We start from the raw sequence: 19,337 nt of genomic DNA, 5'->3' as shown, positions 1-19,337 counted from the left end.
TTAACTAAATTTTAACACTTACAATACGGAGCGAAGGCTTTCTGTGAGCATCGTCGTCGGGCGACCAATGAGTTTACGCAACGTATGGCTGTTATCAAACAGGCCGCCTTTCGCTGCGCCAACGTCAGAATTAGCCAACATATCCGCCAGTCCGTCAGGCAGGCCTGCGCCTTTCAGCGCGGCGGCAAAATCGACTTCGCTCAGGTTCTGGTAGACGATTTTTTTTCCGCTCTGATGAGTAAGTTCATCCACCAACTGGCTTAATGTCCAGGCGTCATCACCTGCCAGCTCGTAAACATTCCCGGCGTGACCCTCTTCACTGATGACGCGCGCGGCGGCGGCGGCATAGTCAGCGCGCATTGCGGAGGCGATTTTCCCTTCTCCCGCCGCGCCAATAAAGACGCCATGCTTCAGCGCGGCAGGGACGCTCGCCAGATAGTTTTCCGTATACCAGCCGTTACGTAATAGCGTGTGAGGAATACCTGACTCAGCCAGCATCTTTTCAGTTTCAATATGTTCATCAGCGAGCGCCAGTGGCGATTTATCCGCATGTAGCAGGCTGGTATAGGCGATGAATTTCACCTTCGCGGTAATGGCGGCCTGAATGACGTTGCGATGCTGCGCGGTGCGTTGTCCTACTTCGCTGGATGAAATGAGCAGCAGTTTATCAACGCCCTGTAACGCGGTGGTCAGTGCAGCTTCGTTAGCGTAATCCGCCAGGCGAACGGCGATCCCGCGCTGACTGAGCGGGGCGGCTTTTTTCGGGTTACGGACAATCGCGACGAGGTGACTGGCGGGCGTCGTTTTTAGCAGGTTTTCAATAACGTGTTGGCCCAGTTGGCCCGTTGCGCCGGTGATAGCAATCATGGTGAACTCCTCAGTATTGGTCTTGTGTTTTATTACGCTACCACCTAAACTTACTTTTAGTAAGTACGTACAAAAAGGTAAGTATCAATGCATGCTCATTCTCTTTCCCGGCAGTTGCGTGAAGGCAATCTCTTTGCTGAACAGTGCCCGTCCCGCGAGGTGTTAAAACATGTCACCAGTCGCTGGGGCGTGCTGATCCTGGTGGCGTTACGCGACGGTACACACCGTTTTAGCGACCTGCGCCGCAAGATGGGAGGCGTGAGTGAAAAGATGCTGGCGCAGTCGTTACAGGCGCTTGAACAGGACGGATTTCTCAACCGGGTGTCATATCCCGTTGTTCCGCCGCATGTGGAGTACAGCCTGACGCCGCTTGGCGAGCAGGTGAGCGATAAAGTCGCCGCGCTGGCGGACTGGGTAGAACTGAATTTGTCGCAGGTATTGGCGCAGCGGGAGCGTATATCAGATGGCGGCTAGCGCTTTATTCGGCCTGCCAGTCAGGCCGAATAAACGCGGCGCCATACGGTACTAACGTTACTTGCTCAAATCCACCTGATAAATGGCAAAACCGATATCATCGACAGCAACCTTATTCATCGGATACTGCCCTTTCTCTTTAATGAAAGCAGCGGCTTTATCGCCTGGCGATGTTTCAAAGCGGATATCCAGCGTCGTATCGCTGTGGATTGGTGCCAGACGCCAGTTATTATCCGCCGCCGGATGGATTTCGCCTGCGCGTTTTGACTCTGCGCCAATCCATGCCGCCAGCACGGCGCGATTTTCATCCGGAGACGCAAAGGCGATATGGCTGTCGCCAGTGCCGGCAAACTTGCCGCCGTAAGCGCGATAGTTATTCGTGGCGACCAGGAACGTAGCGCTCGGGTCGACAGGCTTACCGTTAAAGGTCAGGTTTTTAATACGCTCCGCCTGCGGATTCACCATCTGGCATTCGCCATCATAGCGGGCGGGCTGTGACACATCGATTTGATAATTCACGCCGTCAATGACATCGAAATTATAGGTGCGAAAGCCATCCCAATTGATCAATGATTGCGGTTTGTTGCTGTGAATATCAATCTGATTAAACTGTCCGGCAGAACATTCCAGCCACTCTTTTACCTCCTTGCCGCTGGCTTTCACCACCACCAGCGTATTCGGATAGAGATAAAGATCGGCGGCGTTACGGAAGGTCAACTGGCCTTTTTCCACTTCGACAAAGCTGGCGGGATCGTTCTTACGCCCCCCGACTTTAAACGGCGCGGCGGCGGAAAGCACCGGCAGTTTCGCCAGATCCGGATCGCCCTGAATAAAGTGTTCCACATACGCTTTTTGCGCGTTATTCACCACCTGTACGGTAGGATCGTCCTGCACCAGAGCAAGATAGCTGTACATGTTATCGGCGGATTTACCAATGGGCTTGCTGACAAACTCGCGGGTGGCATCGTGGTCGGCTTTCAGAATACCGACCAGCTTACTGTCTTCCGCCGCCAGCGACTTTTTAGCGGCGGCGTCGTAAATGGGCCGCGCTTCCGCTTTCGCCTGCGTAACCTGCCATTTGCCGCTGTCGTTATTGAGCACCAAATCGACCACTCCCAGATGGTCGCCCCACATGCCAGGCATCACCGCAGGAATGCCGTTAAGCGTACCTTTGGCGATATCCGCGCCTTTGATGTCGGCAAAATCTTTACCGGGGAAGACGGCGTGGGCGTGGCCAAACATAATAGCGTCGACGCCGGGAACTTCACTGAGGTAATAAACCGAGTTTTCCGCCATGCTGTGGTACGGATCGGCAGAAAGGCCAGAGTGAGCAATTACTACCACTATATCAGCACCTTTCTCGCGCATTTCGGGCACATATTTCCTGGCGGTTTCCGTGATGTCATTTACGGTGACTTTTCCGCTCAGATTCGCTTTATCCCAGATCATGATTTGCGGCGGCACAAAGCCGATATAGCCGATTTTCACGGTTTGCGGGTTGCCGTCTTTATCAATAACGTTCGTCTCTTTAATCAGATAAGGCGTAAAGAGCGGCTTTTGGGTTTTAACGTCGATAATATTGGCGTTAACGTAAGGGAATTTCGCGCCGGCCAGCGCGTTATGCAGATAGTCCAGACCATAATTAAACTCATGGTTGCCGAGGTTTCCAACCGCGTAATCCAGAGTATTGAGCGCTTTATAGACCGGGTGAATATCGCCTTCTTTGAGTCCTTTTGCCGCCATATAATCGCCCAGTGGGCTCCCCTGAATCAGGTCGCCGTTATCCACCAGCACACTGTTTTTGACTTCATTTCGGGCGGCATTAATCAAACTTGCGGTACGTACCAATCCGAATTTTTCGGTTGCGGTATCCTTGTAATAATCGAAATCCATCATGTTGCTATGTAAATCAGTAGTTTCCATGATACGGAGATCGACGGTGGCCGCATTCACGCTGGCAGCGATCAGCGTAGCCAGAAGCGTTGCACTAAACTTAATCATCAGAGGCACCTTTTAAGAACGCAATACAAAAGCCGGATAGTGAAAAATAGCGATGACAAACAGTGAAACCCGATAATCGCTCTGACCGTCGCCAGGAGAAGGCGAAACCGTCCCATCTGGCCGATTTTTTGCGATTGTTCACAGAATGGTGAATCATGCCATGAAAGGTATTATCAAAACCGCAGACGGTATCACAGTTGGCGGAACCCTTAACGATCGGGTATAAGTAAAACAACGAGTTAACGCCCCTGCCATAAAGAGGTGGAGAATGTTAGAACAAGTATGCCAGCTTGCACGGAACGCGGGCGATGCCATTATGCAGGTTTATGATGGAGCCAAACCGATGGAGTACGCCCGTAAGCAGGACGATTCTCCAGTCACTGCGGCGGATATCGCCGCACATACCGTGATTCTCGAAGGGTTACGTACGCTCACGCCGGATATTCCTGTGCTTTCAGAAGAAGATCCGCCCGCCTGGGAAGTGCGCCAGCACTGGCAGCGTTACTGGCTGGTCGATCCGCTCGACGGCACCAAAGAATTCATCAAGCGTAATGGAGAATTTACGGTCAATATTGCGCTGATTGAGCAGGGCAAGCCGGTGTTGGGCGTTGTCTATGCGCCGGTGCTGAAAGTGATGTACTACGCGGCGGAGGGTAAGGCCTGGAAAGAGGAGTGCGGGGTGCGTAAGCAGATTCAGGTCCGGGATGCCCGCCCGCCGCTGGTAGTGATTAGCCGTTCGCATACGGATGATGAACTCACCGAATATCTCCAACAGCTTGGCGAACATCAGACAACCTCTATTGGTTCCTCGCTGAAATTCTGTCTGGTGGCGGAAGGCCAGGCGCAGCTTTACCCCAGATTTGGGCCGACCAGCGTCTGGGACACTGCCGCAGGCCATGCTATTGCCGTTGCAGCCGGGGCGCACGTTCACGACTGGCAGGGAAAAACGCTGGACTATACCCCTCGTGAATCGTTCCTTAACCCCGGCTTCCGGGTGACTATTTATTGAGGAGCTTATGCAGCAGGTCGACCACCTGTTGTACCTCTTGTTGGGTTAACGCGCCATCTTTCACCCATTGAACCCGCCCGTCTTTGTCAAGCACGATGACGGCGGACCCCTCTTCTTTTAATTGCCAGGCGTTGCGCGCCACGCCATTGCTGTCGACAATAAATTGCGACCACGGATAGAGCTTTTTATTACTTTCTATACTGCTACGCACGAACATACCGGAGCCTGGGATCGCATCATCGGTATTCACAATTGTGGTCGTCTGGTATCTGTCGTGCGGAAGCCTGGCGGCTTTAATCGCTTCAATCAGCGTGGCGTTTTTCTCCTTCGCTGACGTTCGTCCGGCAATATGTAGCAGGACGCGCACTTTTCCCGCCAGTTGCGCGCTATTCCAGTTTTTATAGCTAAACTCATCTTTATTCAACATCAGTTCGCCACGATCGGCAATGCCTACCGGCGGCACCCGTTGGTTAACTTCAAGGTTATGCGCGGAAGCCATTATAGGGAGTAGCAGGCACGACATTGCCAGAATTTTACGTAGGGTCATGGTCATTCCTTCTTTATTTTTTGCAGGTGATCCGACCACTTTGGGCCGACAGTTAATCATATGTGCGATTGATGCTTTTTCCCGCAAAGGGGATGCCAGTTTGCGGGTGGGCGCACACTTCCTGTGAAAAATGAAGGCATATACTGACAAAAATGAGCTGATGTTTAGATAATTCTGAATAACTGTAATCAAAAGGTAAATATACTTATGCACACTGGAAACGACGTAGATATGGTCTATAGTCATATGGCATTAAAATTTGCGCCTTAAAACTGTTGGGCCGATTGTGGCACCGCAAGGGCGTAATACTCAGCAGGAGACAACAATGAAAATTTTCCAACGCTACAACCCGCTACAGGTGGCGAAGTACGTGAAGATCCTGTTCCGTGGACGGTTATATATCAAGGATGTTGGCGCTTTTGAGTTCGATAAGGGTAAGATTCTTATCCCAAAAGTGAGAGACAAGCAGCATTTTTCTGTGATGTCTGAAGTTAACCGTCAGGTTATGCGTCTGCAAACTGAGATGGCGTAACCAAAAGTGCTATGCAGTAGGTTAAAAAAGTAAAAAAAAACGGCTCCTGGATCAGGAGCCGTTAATGTTTCTGGTAAACGGATTTCAGGCCGCGCCGTCTTCTTTGCCTTTCGCATCTGGCAATTTCGGTGCCGGAACGTTGGTTTTACTGTCGAGACGCGTGACCAGCAACTGATCGATGCGGTAGTTGTCGATATCCACCACTTCAAATTTGTAGCCAGCCAGCTTCACCGAATCGGTACGTTTCGGGATCTTACGCAGCATAAACATCATAAAGCCGCCGATGGTTTCATAGTTGCCGGATTGCGGAAACTCATCGATATCCAGCACGCGCATGACGTCGTCAATCGGCGTGCCGCCGTCAACCAGCCAGGAATTCTCATCGCGCGCCACAATTTGTTCTTCCAGTCCCTGGCCGACCAGATCGCCCATCAGCGTAGTCATCACATCGTTCAGCGTGATAATACCGACGACCAGCGCGTATTCATTCATAATGACCGCGAAATCTTCGCCCGCCGTTTTGAAACTTTCCAGCGCCTCGGAAAGGGTCAGCGTATCCGGCACAATCAAGGTATTGCGAATTTGCACGCCGCTATTCAGCGCCATACTTTGGTTCGCCAGCACGCGATTCAGCAGATCTTTGGAGTCTACATAGCCGATGATGTGGTCGATATCTTCATTACATACTAAAAATTTTGAGTGCGGATGTTCGGCGACCTTTTTCTTCAGGCTTTGTTCGTCTTCGTGCAGATCAAACCAGATGATACTTTCGCGCGACGTCATAGAAGACGGTACGGTGCGGGATTCAAGTTCAAACACGTTTTCAATCAGTTCGTGCTCTTGCTTGCGCAAAACGCCCGCCAGCGCGCCGGCTTCCACCACCGCGTAAATATCATCAGAAGTGATGTCGTCTTTCCGCACCATTGGAATTTTGAACAGGCGGAAGATGTTGTTTGCCATGCCGTTAAACAGCCACACCAGCGGGCGAAAAACGAACAGGCAGAAGCGCATCGGGTTGATGATACGCAAAGCCACAGCTTCTGGCGCAATCATACCGATGCGTTTCGGGGTTAAATCCGCGAACAGGATAAACAGCCCCGTCACCAGCGAGAAAGAGAGAATAAAGCTCAGCTGCTCGGAGAGTTCTGGCGACATATAGTGCGAGAAAAGGGCGGAAAAGGCGGGCGAAAATGCCGCATCGCCGACGATACCGCCAAGAATAGCGACGGCGTTCAGGCCAATTTGCACAACGGTGAAAAACATGCCGGGATTTTCCTGCATTTTCAATACGCGTTGTGCGTTGATACTGCCTTCATCAGCCAATAACTTGAGTTTAATCTTACGTGATGCGGCAAGCGAGATCTCGGAGATGGAGAAGAACGCACTTACAGCGATCAGGCAGAATATAATGAATATACTGTTTAACATATCTTATCCGGCGAAACGCCAGATCCTCGGAAGGGAAGTTTATAAATCCGTGTGGTAACGTTTAATGAAAACCGGCTCGTAGCAGTGAGCCGGTAAGTTCAGGGCTAGTATAGCGTAAGCTACTGTAAAGTCGCCAGAGGGTTAATTTTCAACGCCGACAAGCGCCCCCTACGCCGTCACGCGTCACGCGTCAGGCGGCAGGCAAACGCCGAGCCCGCCAATCCCGCAGTAACCGTACGGATTTTTGTGCAGATACTGTTGGTGTTCATCTTCGGCGTAGTAAAACGGCGTCGCATGGGCGATTTCCGTGGTAATTGGGCGATCGTCTCCGGCGGTGGCCATTGCCGACTGGAAGCGCTCGCGACTGGCGTGAGCGGCGGTACTCTGTTCCGGTGTTAAGGGATAAATCGCAGAACGGTATTGCGTACCGTGATCGTTGCCTTGTTGCATCCCCTGCGCCGGATCGTGATTTTCCCAGAAGACCTGTAAAAGTTGCTCATAACTGATAACGGCAGGATCGTACACTACCCGTACCGCTTCGGCATGACCGGTCTGTCCGGAGCAGACTTCCCGGTAGGTTGGATTAGGCGTGTAACCGCCCGCATACCCTGCCGCGGTGCTATATACGCCGGGCAATTGCCAGAATAAACGTTCTACGCCCCAGAAACAGCCCATAGCGAAGTAGGCGATCTCCATCCCGGCAGGAACATTGGTCATAGAGTGTTCATTTACCGCATGCAGAGTGGCGATCGGCATCGGGGTATTGCGTCCTGGTAACGCATCTGCTTGAGTAACAAGATGTTTTTTATCAAATAAACTCATGAGCCATTCTCCCGAAAGCGTTAATTGGCGTTAAGGTTGTAACGAGACGCATCTTTGCACACAATAACAACATTAATGTATCTGGATTTAACCATAAGAAATATTTGGGCTGTCGTCTGCTTTTCAATCGCGATTGTTGATTTTATGTTAAGCCGCGGAGCGGTAGTGTGATTTTTTCCAGGGGTGGGAATAGGGGATATTCAGGAGAAAATGTGCCACATATCCGTCAGTTATGTTGGGTTAGCTTACTGTGCCTGAGCAGTTCTGCGGTAGCCGCAAATGTTCGTCTGAAAGTCGAAGGGCTATCCGGAGAACTGGAAAAAAACGTTCGCGCACAGCTCTCTACGATTCAAAGCGACGAGGTGACGCCGGATCGGCGCTTTCGCGCTCGAGTTGATGATGCGATTCGCGAAGGGCTTAAAGCGTTAGGCTATTACGAACCCACTATCAATTTCGACTTGCTTCCGCCGCCTGCGAAAGGACGGCAGGTATTAATCGCCAAAGTTACGCCCGGCCAGCCGGTGCTGATTGGCGGTACAGAAGTCATTTTACGCGGCGGCGCGCGTACGGACAAAGATTATCTGGCCTTACTGAAAACGCGTCCGGCAATCGGTACGGTGCTGAACCAGGGAGACTATGACAATTTTAAAAAGTCGTTAACCAGCGTGTCGCTACGTAAAGGCTATTTCGACAGCGAATTCGTTAAAAGCCAGTTGGGAATTGCTCTGGGCCGTCATCAGGCGTTTTGGGATATTGATTATGATAGCGGTGAGCGCTATCGCTTCGGACATGTCACCTTCGAAGGTTCGCAGATTCGTGATGAATATTTACAAAATCTGTTGCCGTTTAAAGAGGGCGATGAGTACGAGTCGAAAGATTTGGCGGAACTAAACCGCCGACTTTCCGCTACCGGATGGTTTAATTCTGTCGTCGTGGCGCCGGAATTTGAGAAATCCCGTAAAACAAAAATTCTGCCGTTAAAAGGCGTGGTATCGCCGCGAACCGAAAACACGATTGAAACCGGGGTGGGGTACTCCACCGACGTCGGGCCGCGCGTGAAAGCGTCGTGGAAAAAGCCGTGGATGAACTCTTACGGTCATAGTCTGACCACCAGCACCAGTATTTCTGCGCCGGAACAGGTGCTGGATTTTAGTTATAAAATGCCGCTGCTGAAAAATCCGCTGGAGCAATACTATCTGGTACAAGGCGGTTTTAAACGTACCGATTTGAATGATACGGAGCAGGATTCGACCACGCTTGCCGTTTCGCGTTACTGGGACCTTTCCAGCGGCTGGCAGCGGGCGATTAACCTGCGCTGGAGTTTCGACCACTTTACCCAGGGGAACGTCACCAATACCACCATGCTGTTCTACCCGGGTGTGATGATCAGCCGAACCCGCTCGCGAGGGGGGCTGATGCCAACCTGGGGCGATTCGCAGCGCTACTCGGTAGACTATTCGAATACGGCCTGGGGTTCCGACGTGGATTTCTCCGTGCTACAGGCGCAAAACGTCTGGATTCGGACTTTGTACGATCGCCACCGTTTTGTGATGCGCGCCAATTTGGGCTGGATAGAAACCGGTGACTTCGACAAAGTTCCGCCGGATTTGCGTTTCTTCGCCGGGGGCGATCGCAGTATTCGCGGCTATAAATACAAATCTATTTCGCCTAAAGACAGCGACGGCAATCTTAAAGGTGCCTCAAAACTGGCAACCGGATCGCTGGAGTACCAGTATAACGTCACCGGCAAATGGTGGGGGGCGGTATTTGTCGATAGCGGCGAGGCGGTGAGTGATATTCGCCGTAGCGATTTCAAAACCGGGACCGGGGTCGGCGTGCGCTGGGCGTCGCCGGTTGGGCCTGTCAAACTCGATTTTGCCATACCGGTCGGCGACAAAGACGAACACGGTTTACAGTTTTATATCGGTCTGGGGCCTGAATTATGAGTTTATGGAAGAAAATAAGCCTCGGGGTGTTGATTTTCATTGTGCTGTTACTGGCGAGCGTCGCGTTTCTGGTCGGGACGACGACGGGGCTGCATCTGGTGTTCAGTGCGGCGAACCGCTGGGTGCCGGGGCTGGAAATTGGGCAGGCCACCGGTGGCTGGCGGGATTTATCATTGAAAAATATCCGCTATGAGCAGCCGGGCGTCGCGGTACATGCGGGCGAAATTCATCTGGCCGTCGGGCTTGGTTGCCTGTGGCACAGTAGCCTGTGCGTCAATGATCTGGCGCTAAAAGACATTAATGTCGCTATCGACAGCAAAAAAATGCCGCCTTCCGCACCGGCGCAAGAAGAGGAAGAAAGCGGACCGCTGAACCTCTCCACGCCCTGGCCCATCACGCTGTCGCGCGTGGCGCTGAATAACATCAATATCAAGATTGATGGCACTACCGTTTCGGTGCTGGATTTTACCTCCGGGCTGACATGGCAGGAGAAAAACCTGACCCTGAAACCGACGCGGCTTCAGGGGTTGCTGATTGCGCTGCCGAAGGTCGCCGACGTGGCGCAGGAAGAGGTGGTTGAACCTAAAATCGAGAAACCTCAACCAGATGAAAAGCCGCTTGGCGAAACGCTAAAAGATCTGTTTGCAAAACCGGTAATGCCGGAGATGACCGATGTTCACCTGCCGCTCAATCTGAATATCGAGTCATTTCGCGGCGAGCAGCTACGCGTTACCGGCGATACCGATCTCACGGTGCGCACGATGCTGCTTAAAGTCAGCAGTATCGACGGTAATATGAAGCTGGATACTCTGGATATCGACGCCAACCAGGGCACGGTGAAAGCCTCCGGTACGGCGCAGCTCGCCAATAACTGGCCGGTCGATATTACGCTCAACAGTACGCTGAATATCGATCCGCTAAAGGGTGAAAAGATAAAACTTAAGGTCGGCGGCGCGCTACGCGAACAACTGGAGGTTGGGGTGAACCTTTCCGGGCCGATGGATGTCGCGCTTCGCGCCCAGACGCGGCTGGCGGAGGCCGGTTTACCGCTCAATCTTGAAGTCGTCAGCCAACGTATTGCCTGGCCGTTCACGGGCGATACCCAATTTCAGGCTGACGATCTGAAGCTCAAACTGAGCGGTAAGATGACCGACTATACGTTGTCGATGCGAACCGCCGTGAAAGGACAAGATATTCCGCCTGCGACCATTACGCTGGATGCCAAAGGGAATGAGCGGCAGATTAATCTTGATAAACTTACCGTCGCCGTTCTGGAAGGCAAAACTGAACTGAAAGCGCTGGTAGACTGGCAGCAGGCGATTAGCTGGCGTGGTGAACTGACGCTGAATGGCATCAATACCGCCAAAGAGATCCCGGACTGGCCCGCGAAGCTTAACGGCGTAATGAAAACCAAAGGCAGTCTCTACGGCGGTACCTGGCAGATGGATGTTCCGGAGCTCAAGCTGACCGGCAATGTGAAGCAGAACAACGTTAACGTCAACGGGACGCTAAAGGGCAACAGCTACATGCAGTGGACGATCCCGGGGCTGCACCTTGCGCTGGGCCCAAACAGCGCCGATGTAAAAGGCGAGCTTGGCGTTAAGGAGCTGAATCTTGATGCCACCATCGATGCGCCAGGGCTGGATAATGCGCTGCCAGGGCTGGGCGGCACCGCAAAAGGTATCGTTAAAGTCCGCGGTACGGTAGAAGCGCCGCAGTTGCTGGCGGATATCACCGCCCGCGGTCTGCGTTGGCAGGCGTTGTCTATCGCCCAGGCGCGCATCGAGGGCGATATTAAATCCACCGATCAGATAGCGGGCCATCTCAACGTTCGCGTAGAGCGGATTTCGCAGCCCGATGTTAACATCAATCTGGTGACGCTTGACGCCAAAGGCAGCGAGAAGCAGCATCAGCTACAGCTCCGCGTTCAGGGAGAGCCGGTATCCGGCCAACTCTCTCTGAGTGGCAGTTTCGATCGCGATGCGGCGCGCTGGAAAGGGACGTTAAGCGACACCCGCTTCCAGACGCCAGTGGGGCCATGGTCGTTGACCCGCGCGATTGCGCTGGACTACCGCAATAAAGAACAGAAAATCAGTATCGGGCCACATTGTTGGCTGAACCCGAACGCCGAGCTGTGCATACCGCAAACCATTGATGCGGGCGCCGCAGGACGAGCGGTGGTCAATCTCAACCGCTTTGATCTGGCGATGCTGAAGCCATTTATGCCTGATACCACTCAGGCCAGCGGGATCTTTAGCGGGAAAGCGGACGTGTCGTGGGACACCACCAAAGAAGGATTGCCGCAGGGGAAGGTCACGCTTTCCGGTCGTAACGTGAAGGTTACGCAGACCGTCAATGACGCGCCGTTACCGGTCGCGTTTGAAACGCTGAACCTCAATGCCGATCTGCACAATAATCGCGCCGAGCTGGGATGGCTGATTCGCCTGACGAACAATGGTCAATTCGATGGCCAGGTGCAGGTAACCGATCCTCAGGGGCGGCGCAATCTCGGCGGTAACGTCAACATGCGCAATATCAATCTGGCGATGGTCAACCCTATCTTTTCGCGTGGCGAAAAAGCGGCGGGAATGTTAAACGCCAGACTACGCCTGGGCGGTGATGTGCAAAGCCCGCAGTTGTTTGGTCAGTTGCAGCTTAGCGCGCTGGATATTGACGGTAATTTTATGCCGTTTGAGATGCAGCCGAGCCAGTTCACCATGAACTTTAGCGGTACGCGTTCGACGCTCGCCGGTATCGTGCGAACGCAACAAGGGCAAATTAACCTGAACGGCAACGCCGACTGGAGTCAGATTGACAACTGGCGCGCGCGGGTGACGGCGAAAGGCAGCCGGGTGCGGATTACCGTTCCGCCGATGGTGCGCCTGGATGTCTCGCCGGATGTGGTCTTTGACGCGACGCCCTCACTGTTCACGTTGGATGGTCGTGTGGACGTTCCGTGGGCGCGAATTGTGGTGCATGACCTACCGGAGAGCGCGGTCGGCGTCTCCAGCGATGTGGTCATGCTCAACAATAACCTGCAACCAGAAACGCCGCAGACAGCGTCTATTCCCATCAACAGTAATCTGACGGTACACGTCGGCAACAACGTGCGCATCGACGCCTTCGGGCTTAAAGCGCGTTTGACCGGCGATTTGAAAGTTGCGCAGGATAAGCAGGGGCTGGGGCTGAATGGTCAAATCAATATTCCTGACGGCCGATTCCGCGCCTACGGCCAGGACCTGCTTGTCCGTAAAGGCGAGCTGCTGTTCTCCGGCCCGCCGGATCAGCCGCTGCTTAATATCGAAGCGATCCGTAACCCTGACGCCACCGAAGACGATGTCATTGCGGGCGTGCGCGTCACAGGCACTGCTGATGAACCCAAGGCGGAAATCTTCTCCGATCCAGCGATGCCGCAGGCTGAAGCGCTTTCTTATCTGCTGCGTGGGCAGGGGTTGGACAGCAATCAGAGCGATAGCGCGGCAATGACCTCCATGCTTATTGGCCTGGGGGTTGCGCAAAGTGGTCAGGTTGTGGGTAAAATCGGAGAGACATTTGGCGTAAGTAATTTGGCGCTGGATACGCAAGGGGTGGGCGATTCGTCTCAGGTCGTGGTCAGCGGCTATGTACTGCCGGGTCTACAGGTGAAGTATGGTGTAGGGATATTTGACTCTCTGGCGACGCTCACGTTACGTTATCGCCTGATGCCTAAGCTATATCTGGAAGCAGTGTCTGGCGTAGATCAGGCACTTGATTTGCTCTATCAGTTTGAGTTTTAGCAATGCGAATATTTGTCTATGGCAGTTTACGACAGAAACAAGGCAACAGTCACTGGATGACCAATGCCCAATTGCTTGGCGATTACCGTATCGATAACTACCAGTTGTATAGTCTGGGCCACTATCCAGGCGCTGTTCCGGGAAACGGATCGGTACACGGCGAAGTTTATCGAATTGATAACGCCACGCTGGCCGAACTTGATGCTTTGCGCACCAGGGGCGGTGAATACGCACGCCAGTTAATCCTGACACCGTACGGCAGCGCATGGATGTATGTATACCAACGTCCTGTGGATGGATTAACTCTGATTGAAAGCGGTGACTGGTTAGACAGAAACCAGCCCTGAACTGAACACGCCACCCTCGGGTGGCGTTGTTTTTTTACATCCAGGCTGATGGCGCTAACGCTTATCAGGCCTACGCTATCCGGCAGGTATAAAAAAACCCTGACGCGCCGATAACTGGCGCTCAGGGTTTTTCCGCAACCAAAGACTTATTTCTTCGCTGCGCGCTCGAAGGAGGCAACGATTTCCGCTTTAGCCGCTTCGGCGTTGTCCCATCCGTCCACTTTCACCCATTTGCCTTTTTCGAGATCTTTATAGTGCTCGAAGAAGTGAGTGATCTGCGCTTTCAGCAGTTCCGGCAGGTCGTTCACATCTTTAATGTGATCGTACTCTTTGCTCAGTTTGGTGTGTGGTACGGCAACCAGTTTCGCATCTTCACCGGATTCGTCGGTCATTTTCAGTACGCCAACCGGACGGCAACGGATGACGGCGCCTGGCTGCAGCGGGTACGGCGTCGGGACCAGAACGTCTACCGGGTCGCCGTCCAGAGACAGGGTATGGTTGATGTAGCCGTAGTTGCACGGATAGAACATCGCGGTGGACATGAAGCGGTCAACGAACAGCGCGCCGCTCTCTTTGTCAACTTCGTATTTGATCGGATCTGCGTTAGCCGGGATCTCAATAACGACGTAGATATCTTCCGGCAGTTCTTTACCCGCCGGGACGTTGAGTAAGCTCATGTCTGTTTCCTTTGAATTTATGACAAACAAGTGGCGAGTATTATAGCCAACTCACGCCGAAAGTCTTCGCTTGTTTTTGTTTTCACTTCTCTTCACGCGTGCGTTGCTTGTCATTTTTATGACAAGAAAGTCCATAAGTTTAGCCGCTTTTTTAATAGGAAAATGGGAATAAATATAAACATTTAATTAACATTGCATTTGCTTTTTTGAGGTGTGATGTAGCGCAATTTGTTACATGGGTGATTGTCTATGGTTTTTCCCGCGATGGTTTTTTCGCCAATACAATTCCCCTACGAGGATGCCCTTATGTGGAAGCGCTTACTTTTAGTGACAACAGTTTCGGCAGCCATGCCGTCTATGGCGTTCGCCGCTCCCTTAACCATAGGATTTTCGCAAGTTGGATCGGAATCCGGCTGGCGCACTGCGGAAACGAATGTGGCGAAAAGCGAGGCTGAAAAACGCGGCATTACGCTGAAGATCGCCGACGGTCAGCAAAAGCAGGAAAATCAGATCAAAGCAGTACGTTCTTTTGTGGCCCAGGGCGTAGATGCGATCTTCATTGCACCGATAGTGGCGACTGGCTGGGAGCCGGTACTCAAAGAGGCTAAGGATGCGGAGATCCCGGTTTTTCTACTCGATCGTTCTCGGCGAATTTGATGGGAATCTCCATGCGAAGCGTCATGATTCGTATTTATATGTTGTCGACCGGTTTAGCGACGCTGCCGGGATCGTATTTTCCATTTATACCCAGGCGGGCGTCGGGGTGGAACTGGACGCCATTGCGTCGGTGGTGATCGGCGGTACGCTGCTGAGCGGCGGGGTAGGTACGGTACTGGGGACGTTATTTGGCGTCGCTATCCAGGGGCTGATTCAGACCTATATTATCTTTGATGGTACGCTAAGTTCCTGGTGGACAAAAATCGCTATCGGCGTTCTGTTATTTATTTTTATCGCGCTACAGCGAGGACTAACGGTACTGTGGGAGCATCGCCAGAGTTCGCCGGTGAGGCGTATAGCCGACAATAGCTAAACTTTTTTCGGTTGTAGTCGATAGGTTTTGTTAAGCCAAATTCAACTCTACAACTGGAATATAACAATGCCAAAAATCCTTTCTATTCGAGCCAGCTTGCTGGCGTTATTGTCTTCCCTGACGCTGCTTTTATTGCTAACGGGGAGTATGGGACTCTATGCTTCAGCGCGTGTTATCACCTCCTGGGCATACTATGGCGTGATGAGCGCCGCAACGTTGGTTGCGCTGGGCCTGTTATGGGTGATGTGGCTGATGCTGCGTAATAAGTTGCTGTATCCGTTGGATAACGTAGTGGAACAGCTAGAGCGGTTGGCGACCGGCGATTTAACGCCTGTTGACTATCAACCTGCCTGCGTCGAGTTTAACCGCCTTAATACCGCGATGGCGGATATGCGCGCCGCGCTGAGCAATTCCGTGAGGCGCGTGCGTGATGCCAGTTCACAGATTGACATCGGTAGCCGGGAATTAACGGCAGGTAATGTTCATCTTGCTACGCGAACCGAGTCGACCGCGACATCGCTCGAACAGACTGCTGCCAGCATGGAAGAATTGACGGCAACGGTGAAGCAGAATGCGGAAAACGCGGAACAAGCACATCAACTGGCGAAAACCGTGTCTGATACCGCCGATCGCGGCAGCGAAATGGTGTGCTACGTTATCGAAAAAATGCGCGATATATCAGGGAGTTCTAATCGCATCGCCGATATTCTCAGTGTGATTGACGGCATTGCTTTTCAGACTAACATCCTGGCGCTGAATGCGTCAGTAGAAGCGGCGCGCGCAGGTGAACAAGGGCGCGGCTTTGCCGTGGTTGCCGGAGAGGTTCGTCATTTAGCCAGCCGTAGCGCCGAGGCGGCAAAAGAGATTCGCACGTTGATTAGTGATTCGCAAACACAGGTGGGCGAAGGAAGCGAGCTGGCGCAGCAGGCTGGCGAAACCATGGATGAAATTGCGACCGAAGTTTTACGCATGACTAAATTGATGCGCGAAATCGCTAATGCGTCCCGCGAGCAGAGCCGGGGTATTGAGCAGGTCAATATTGCCGTCAGCCAGATGGATGAAACGGCGCAGCAGAACGCAGCGTTGGTACAACAATCATCCGCCGCAACGCGCTCTCTGGAGGAACAATCGCACGTATTAGTGGAGGCTGTTGCCACGTTTAAACTGCAAACGGCGTAACCACAAATTGTAGGCCGGATAAGGCGAAGCCGCCATCCGGCAATCGGCAACGCCACGCTTTTTCTCCGGCCTACATGCGGGCCTTTGCCCGAACGGATTACGCGTCCGGGAATTCCCGGATAAAGCGTTCCACATCTTCAACCATATGGCGATTACCGACGAAGAATGAGCGGCGCTGGTGCAGGCTTTCCGGGATGATATCCAGAATACGCTCTTTACCATCGCTCGCTTTGCCGCCGGCCTGTTCCGCGAGGAACGCCATCGGGTTGCACTCATACAGTAGACGCAGTTTTCCCTGCGGGTGGCTGGCGGTGCTCGGGTAGAGATAGATGCCGCCTTTTAGCAGGTTGCGGTGAAAATCGGCCACCAGAGAGCCAATGTAACGCGAGGTATAAGGGCGGCTTGTTGAACTATCCTCTTCCTGGCAGAATTTGATGTACTTCTTCACGCCATTCGGGAACTTAATGTAGTTGCCTTCGTTAATAGAGTAGGTTTTACCCTTTTCCGGAAAACGCATACGTTCCTGGCACAGACAGAACACGCCCAGCGACGGATCGTAGGTGAAAGCGTGTACGCCGCAGCCAGTGGTGTAAACCAGCATGGTGGAAGAGCCATACACGACATATCCCGCAGCGACCTGCTTGTTGCCGGGTTGCAGGAAATCTTCTTCGGTGACCGGCGTGCCAACGGGCGTCACGCGACGATAAATTGAGAAAATCGTACCGACAGAGACGTTAACGTCGATGTTAGAAGAGCCATCCAGAGGGTCCATCAGCACTACATATTTCGCGTGTTCGCAGCCTTCAAAGACGACGATTTCGTCCTCTTCTTCCGATGCGATGCCCGCTACAATATCGCGCGCTTTTAGTGCAGCTTTCAGTTTCTCGTTCGCGAACAGATCGAGTTTCTGCTGAACCTCGCCCTGTACGTTCTCAGCACCGCTGGCACCCAGGATATCGACCAGACCGGCCTTGTTGATATCGCGGTGGATGATCTTGGCGCCCAATTTTATTGCCGACAGCAAAGCAGTGAGCTCACCGGTAGCCTGAGAGAACTCGTGCTGCTTTTCGACAATAAATTCACCTAACGTTTTCATAACACTTTCCCTGCAATTGATTGGAGTAAAGCGACCGTAACAATCTTAACAAACATTTCAGATGATGCGCTCAGGTGAATCGCGCCAGCAAAGTACAGATTTACCTGAAATGCGTTTCTCACTTGCCAGACATGTGCGTAAAATGTCTCGCAGATAAAAAAAGGATAGTGACGTATGCGCATTCATATTTTGGGAATTTGTGGCACTTTCATGGGTGGACTGGCGATGCTCGCTCGCTCGCTTGGTCATGAAGTAACGGGGTCGGACGCCAATGTGTATCCGCCGATGAGTACTTTACTTGAGAAGCAAGGGATTGATCTGATTCAGGGTTATGACGCCAGCCAGCTCGATCCTCAGCCGGATCTGGTGATTATCGGCAATGCGATGACGCGCGGGAATCCGTGCGTGGAAGCGGTACTGGAAAAAAACATTCCCTTTATGTCTGGTCCACAGTGGCTGCACGATTTTGTGTTGCGCGATCGCTGGGTACTGGCGGTCGCCGGTACTCACGGTAAAACCACGACCGCAGGCATGGCGACCTGGATACTGGAATCGTGCGGGTACAAGCCGGGATTCGTTATCGGCGGCGTACCGGGCAACTTTGAGGTTTCCGCGCGGCTGGGCGAAAGTCCGTTCTTTGTTATCGAAGCGGATGAGTACGACTGCGCGTTCTTTGATAAACGTTCTAAATTTGTGCATTACTGCCCGCGTACGTTGATCCTCAATAATCTTGAGTTTGATCATGCCGACATCTTCGACGATCTGAAAGCGATCCAGAAGCAGTTCCATCATCTGGTGCGCATTGTGCCAGGGCAGGGACGGATCATTTGGCCCGAAAACGATATCAATATAAAACAAACCATGGCGCTGGGCTGCTGGAGCGAGCAGGAGCTGGTGGGCGAGCAGGGGCACTGGCAGGCGAAGAAGCTGACTACCGATGCTTCCGAGTGGGAAGTGTGGCTGGACGGCGAAAAAGTCGGCGATGTGAAATGGGGACTGGTGGGCGAGCACAATATGCATAATGGGCTGATGGCGATTGCCGCCGCGCGCCACGTGGGCGTCGCGCCCGCTGAAGCGGCCAGCGCGCTGGGGTCATTTATTAACGCCCGCCGCCGCCTGGAACTGCGCGGGGAAGCTTACGGCGTAACGGTCTATGACGATTTCGCCCATCACCCGACGGCGATTCTGGCAACGCTGGCGGCCTTACGCGGTAAAGTCGGAGGTACGGCGCGTATCATTGCGGTGCTTGAGCCGCGTTCTAACACCATGAAGATGGGGTTATGCAAGGATGACCTGGCGCCGTCGTTAGGGCGTGCGGATGAAGTTTTCCTGCTTCAGCCGCCGCATATTCCGTGGCAGGTTTCGGAAGTGGCGGACGCCTGCGTACAGCCTGCTCACTGGAATGGCGATGTCGATACTCTGGCGGATATGGTAGTGAAAACTGCACAGCCTGGCGATCATATTCTGGTGATGAGCAATGGAGGTTTCGGCGGCATCCATCAGAAATTGTTGGATGGCCTGGCGAATAAGGCATTGTTGTAACAATATTATATTAACGCACTATAAAGTGATCTTTATAGTGCGTAATATTATTTAATATACCTTT

At 52.8% G+C, this 19,337-nt stretch carries 15 protein-coding genes and 2 pseudogenes; 10 read left to right on the top strand and 7 right to left on the bottom strand.

Translation table 11 applies throughout. From position 1 onward, the window contains the following. Positions 1 to 18: 18 nt before the first annotated feature. The gene (locus AC3G3F_RS02275; protein WP_023248654.1) at positions 19 to 867 is read right to left on the bottom strand and encodes an SDR family oxidoreductase; all 849 of its coding nucleotides are present in this window, start codon (positions 865 to 867) and stop codon (positions 19 to 21) included. A gap of 87 nt (positions 868 to 954) precedes the next feature. Between AC3G3F_RS02275 and AC3G3F_RS02270 the strand changes: the two genes are divergently transcribed. Next, entirely contained in the window at positions 955 to 1,341 is a 387-nt protein-coding gene (locus AC3G3F_RS02270; protein WP_023248653.1) for a winged helix-turn-helix transcriptional regulator, read from the top strand. 57 nt (positions 1,342 to 1,398) lie between these two features. Here the strand turns inward: AC3G3F_RS02270 and AC3G3F_RS02265 are convergent, their stop codons facing one another. Next, positions 1,399 to 3,342 (bottom strand): bifunctional 2',3'-cyclic-nucleotide 2'-phosphodiesterase/3'-nucleotidase, encoded by a 1,944-nt coding sequence (locus AC3G3F_RS02265; RefSeq protein WP_023248652.1) that lies wholly within the window; start codon positions 3,340 to 3,342, stop codon positions 1,399 to 1,401. 268 nt (positions 3,343 to 3,610) lie between these two features. Between AC3G3F_RS02265 and cysQ the strand changes: the two genes are divergently transcribed. Beyond that, the gene (gene cysQ / locus AC3G3F_RS02260; protein ID WP_000893398.1) at positions 3,611 to 4,351 is read left to right on the top strand and encodes a 3'(2'),5'-bisphosphate nucleotidase CysQ; all 741 of its coding nucleotides are present in this window, start codon (positions 3,611 to 3,613) and stop codon (positions 4,349 to 4,351) included. On the opposite strand, the gene AC3G3F_RS02255 is transcribed toward cysQ, so the two are convergent. After that, entirely contained in the window at positions 4,341 to 4,898 is a 558-nt protein-coding gene (locus AC3G3F_RS02255; protein WP_023248651.1) for a YtfJ family protein, read from the bottom strand. The two genes, cysQ and AC3G3F_RS02255, sit on opposite strands and share 11 nt — an antisense overlap. 325 nt (positions 4,899 to 5,223) lie before the next feature. Here AC3G3F_RS02255 and AC3G3F_RS02250 point away from each other — a divergent pair, with 325 nt between their 5' ends. Continuing rightward, complete coding sequence (locus tag AC3G3F_RS02250; protein ID WP_023248650.1) at positions 5,224 to 5,430, top strand: DUF1107 domain-containing protein; 207 nt, start codon at positions 5,224 to 5,226, stop codon at positions 5,428 to 5,430. An 84-nt stretch (positions 5,431 to 5,514) separates the two neighbouring features. On the opposite strand, the gene paeA is transcribed toward AC3G3F_RS02250, so the two are convergent. Next, complete coding sequence (gene paeA / locus AC3G3F_RS02245) at positions 5,515 to 6,858, bottom strand: polyamine export protein PaeA (protein WP_023248649.1); 1,344 nt, start codon at positions 6,856 to 6,858, stop codon at positions 5,515 to 5,517. 183 nt (positions 6,859 to 7,041) lie between these two features. Beyond that, entirely contained in the window at positions 7,042 to 7,680 is a 639-nt protein-coding gene (msrA, locus tag AC3G3F_RS02240; protein WP_023248648.1) for a peptide-methionine (S)-S-oxide reductase MsrA, read from the bottom strand. Between the two features lie 212 nt (positions 7,681 to 7,892). Here msrA and tamA point away from each other — a divergent pair, with 212 nt between their 5' ends. Genes tamA through AC3G3F_RS02225 form a run of 3 tightly spaced genes read left to right on the top strand, consistent with a single transcriptional unit; the run spans position 7,893 to position 13,749 of the window. Beyond that, entirely contained in the window at positions 7,893 to 9,626 is a 1,734-nt protein-coding gene (gene tamA / locus AC3G3F_RS02235) for an autotransporter assembly complex protein TamA (protein ID WP_023248647.1), read from the top strand. Continuing rightward, entirely contained in the window at positions 9,623 to 13,402 is a 3,780-nt protein-coding gene (gene tamB, locus AC3G3F_RS02230) for an autotransporter assembly complex protein TamB (RefSeq protein ID WP_488394366.1), read from the top strand. Before tamA ends, tamB begins: the two co-directional genes overlap by 4 nt. 2 nt (positions 13,403 to 13,404) lie before the next feature. Then, positions 13,405 to 13,749 carry a gamma-glutamylcyclotransferase family protein gene (locus AC3G3F_RS02225; protein ID WP_053507672.1) on the top strand — a complete coding sequence of 115 codons (345 nt, stop codon included), beginning with the start codon at positions 13,405 to 13,407 and terminating at the stop codon, positions 13,747 to 13,749. Positions 13,750 to 13,895: 146 nt separating this feature from the next. Here the strand turns inward: AC3G3F_RS02225 and ppa are convergent, their stop codons facing one another. Further along, positions 13,896 to 14,426, bottom strand: coding sequence for an inorganic diphosphatase (gene ppa / locus AC3G3F_RS02220; RefSeq protein ID WP_000055079.1), 531 nt, complete (start codon positions 14,424 to 14,426; stop codon positions 13,896 to 13,898). A gap of 306 nt (positions 14,427 to 14,732) precedes the next feature. Here ppa and AC3G3F_RS02215 point away from each other — a divergent pair. The 3 genes and pseudogenes from AC3G3F_RS02215 to AC3G3F_RS02205 all read left to right on the top strand — a co-directional run. Beyond that, positions 14,733 to 15,071, top strand: a pseudogene (locus tag AC3G3F_RS02215) (substrate-binding domain-containing protein); the annotation flags it as partial. Beyond that, a pseudogene (locus AC3G3F_RS02210) lies at positions 15,071 to 15,456 on the top strand (ABC transporter permease subunit); the annotation flags it as partial. The pseudogenes AC3G3F_RS02215 and AC3G3F_RS02210, both read left to right, overlap by 1 nt. 66 nt (positions 15,457 to 15,522) lie before the next feature. Next, on the top strand, positions 15,523 to 16,635 hold the full coding sequence (locus AC3G3F_RS02205) for a methyl-accepting chemotaxis protein (protein ID WP_023248642.1): 1,113 nt from the start codon (positions 15,523 to 15,525) through the stop codon (positions 16,633 to 16,635). 97 nt (positions 16,636 to 16,732) lie between these two features. Here the strand turns inward: AC3G3F_RS02205 and fbp are convergent, their stop codons facing one another. Next, positions 16,733 to 17,731 (bottom strand): class 1 fructose-bisphosphatase, encoded by a 999-nt coding sequence (gene fbp, locus AC3G3F_RS02200; protein ID WP_023248641.1) that lies wholly within the window; start codon positions 17,729 to 17,731, stop codon positions 16,733 to 16,735. Between the two features lie 174 nt (positions 17,732 to 17,905). Between fbp and mpl the strand changes: the two genes are divergently transcribed. After that, positions 17,906 to 19,273, top strand: coding sequence for a UDP-N-acetylmuramate:L-alanyl-gamma-D-glutamyl-meso-diaminopimelate ligase (mpl, locus tag AC3G3F_RS02195; protein ID WP_053529610.1), 1,368 nt, complete (start codon positions 17,906 to 17,908; stop codon positions 19,271 to 19,273). The last annotated feature ends 64 nt before the right edge of the window (positions 19,274 to 19,337 follow it).

The sequence above is a fragment of the Salmonella sp. FC25216 genome (genome assembly GCF_057751355.1).
The sequence above is the reverse complement of the archived record's forward strand: the minus strand, read 5'-3'. Positions and strand labels throughout refer to the sequence as shown.

Bases quoted from the DNA above. Each gene is read 5' to 3' on its own strand.
- tamB (WP_488394366.1), top strand. From the start codon at position 9,623: ATGAGTTTATGGAAGAAAATAAGCCTCGGGGTGTTGATTTTCATTGTG.
- AC3G3F_RS02275 (WP_023248654.1), bottom strand. From the start codon at position 867: ATGATTGCTATCACCGGCGCAACGGGCCAACTGGGCCAACACGTTATT.
- AC3G3F_RS02270 (WP_023248653.1), top strand. From the start codon at position 955: ATGCATGCTCATTCTCTTTCCCGGCAGTTGCGTGAAGGCAATCTCTTT.
- msrA (WP_023248648.1), bottom strand. From the start codon at position 7,680: ATGAGTTTATTTGATAAAAAACATCTTGTTACTCAAGCAGATGCGTTA.
- AC3G3F_RS02265 (WP_023248652.1), bottom strand. From the start codon at position 3,342: ATGATTAAGTTTAGTGCAACGCTTCTGGCTACGCTGATCGCTGCCAGC.
- AC3G3F_RS02250 (WP_023248650.1), top strand. From the start codon at position 5,224: ATGAAAATTTTCCAACGCTACAACCCGCTACAGGTGGCGAAGTACGTG.
- AC3G3F_RS02205 (WP_023248642.1), top strand. From the start codon at position 15,523: ATGCCAAAAATCCTTTCTATTCGAGCCAGCTTGCTGGCGTTATTGTCT.
- mpl (WP_053529610.1), top strand. From the start codon at position 17,906: ATGCGCATTCATATTTTGGGAATTTGTGGCACTTTCATGGGTGGACTG.
- ppa (WP_000055079.1), bottom strand. From the start codon at position 14,426: ATGAGCTTACTCAACGTCCCGGCGGGTAAAGAACTGCCGGAAGATATC.
- paeA (WP_023248649.1), bottom strand. From the start codon at position 6,858: ATGTTAAACAGTATATTCATTATATTCTGCCTGATCGCTGTAAGTGCG.
- AC3G3F_RS02225 (WP_053507672.1), top strand. From the start codon at position 13,405: ATGCGAATATTTGTCTATGGCAGTTTACGACAGAAACAAGGCAACAGT.
- fbp (WP_023248641.1), bottom strand. From the start codon at position 17,731: ATGAAAACGTTAGGTGAATTTATTGTCGAAAAGCAGCACGAGTTCTCT.
- AC3G3F_RS02255 (WP_023248651.1), bottom strand. From the start codon at position 4,898: ATGACCCTACGTAAAATTCTGGCAATGTCGTGCCTGCTACTCCCTATA.
- cysQ (WP_000893398.1), top strand. From the start codon at position 3,611: ATGTTAGAACAAGTATGCCAGCTTGCACGGAACGCGGGCGATGCCATT.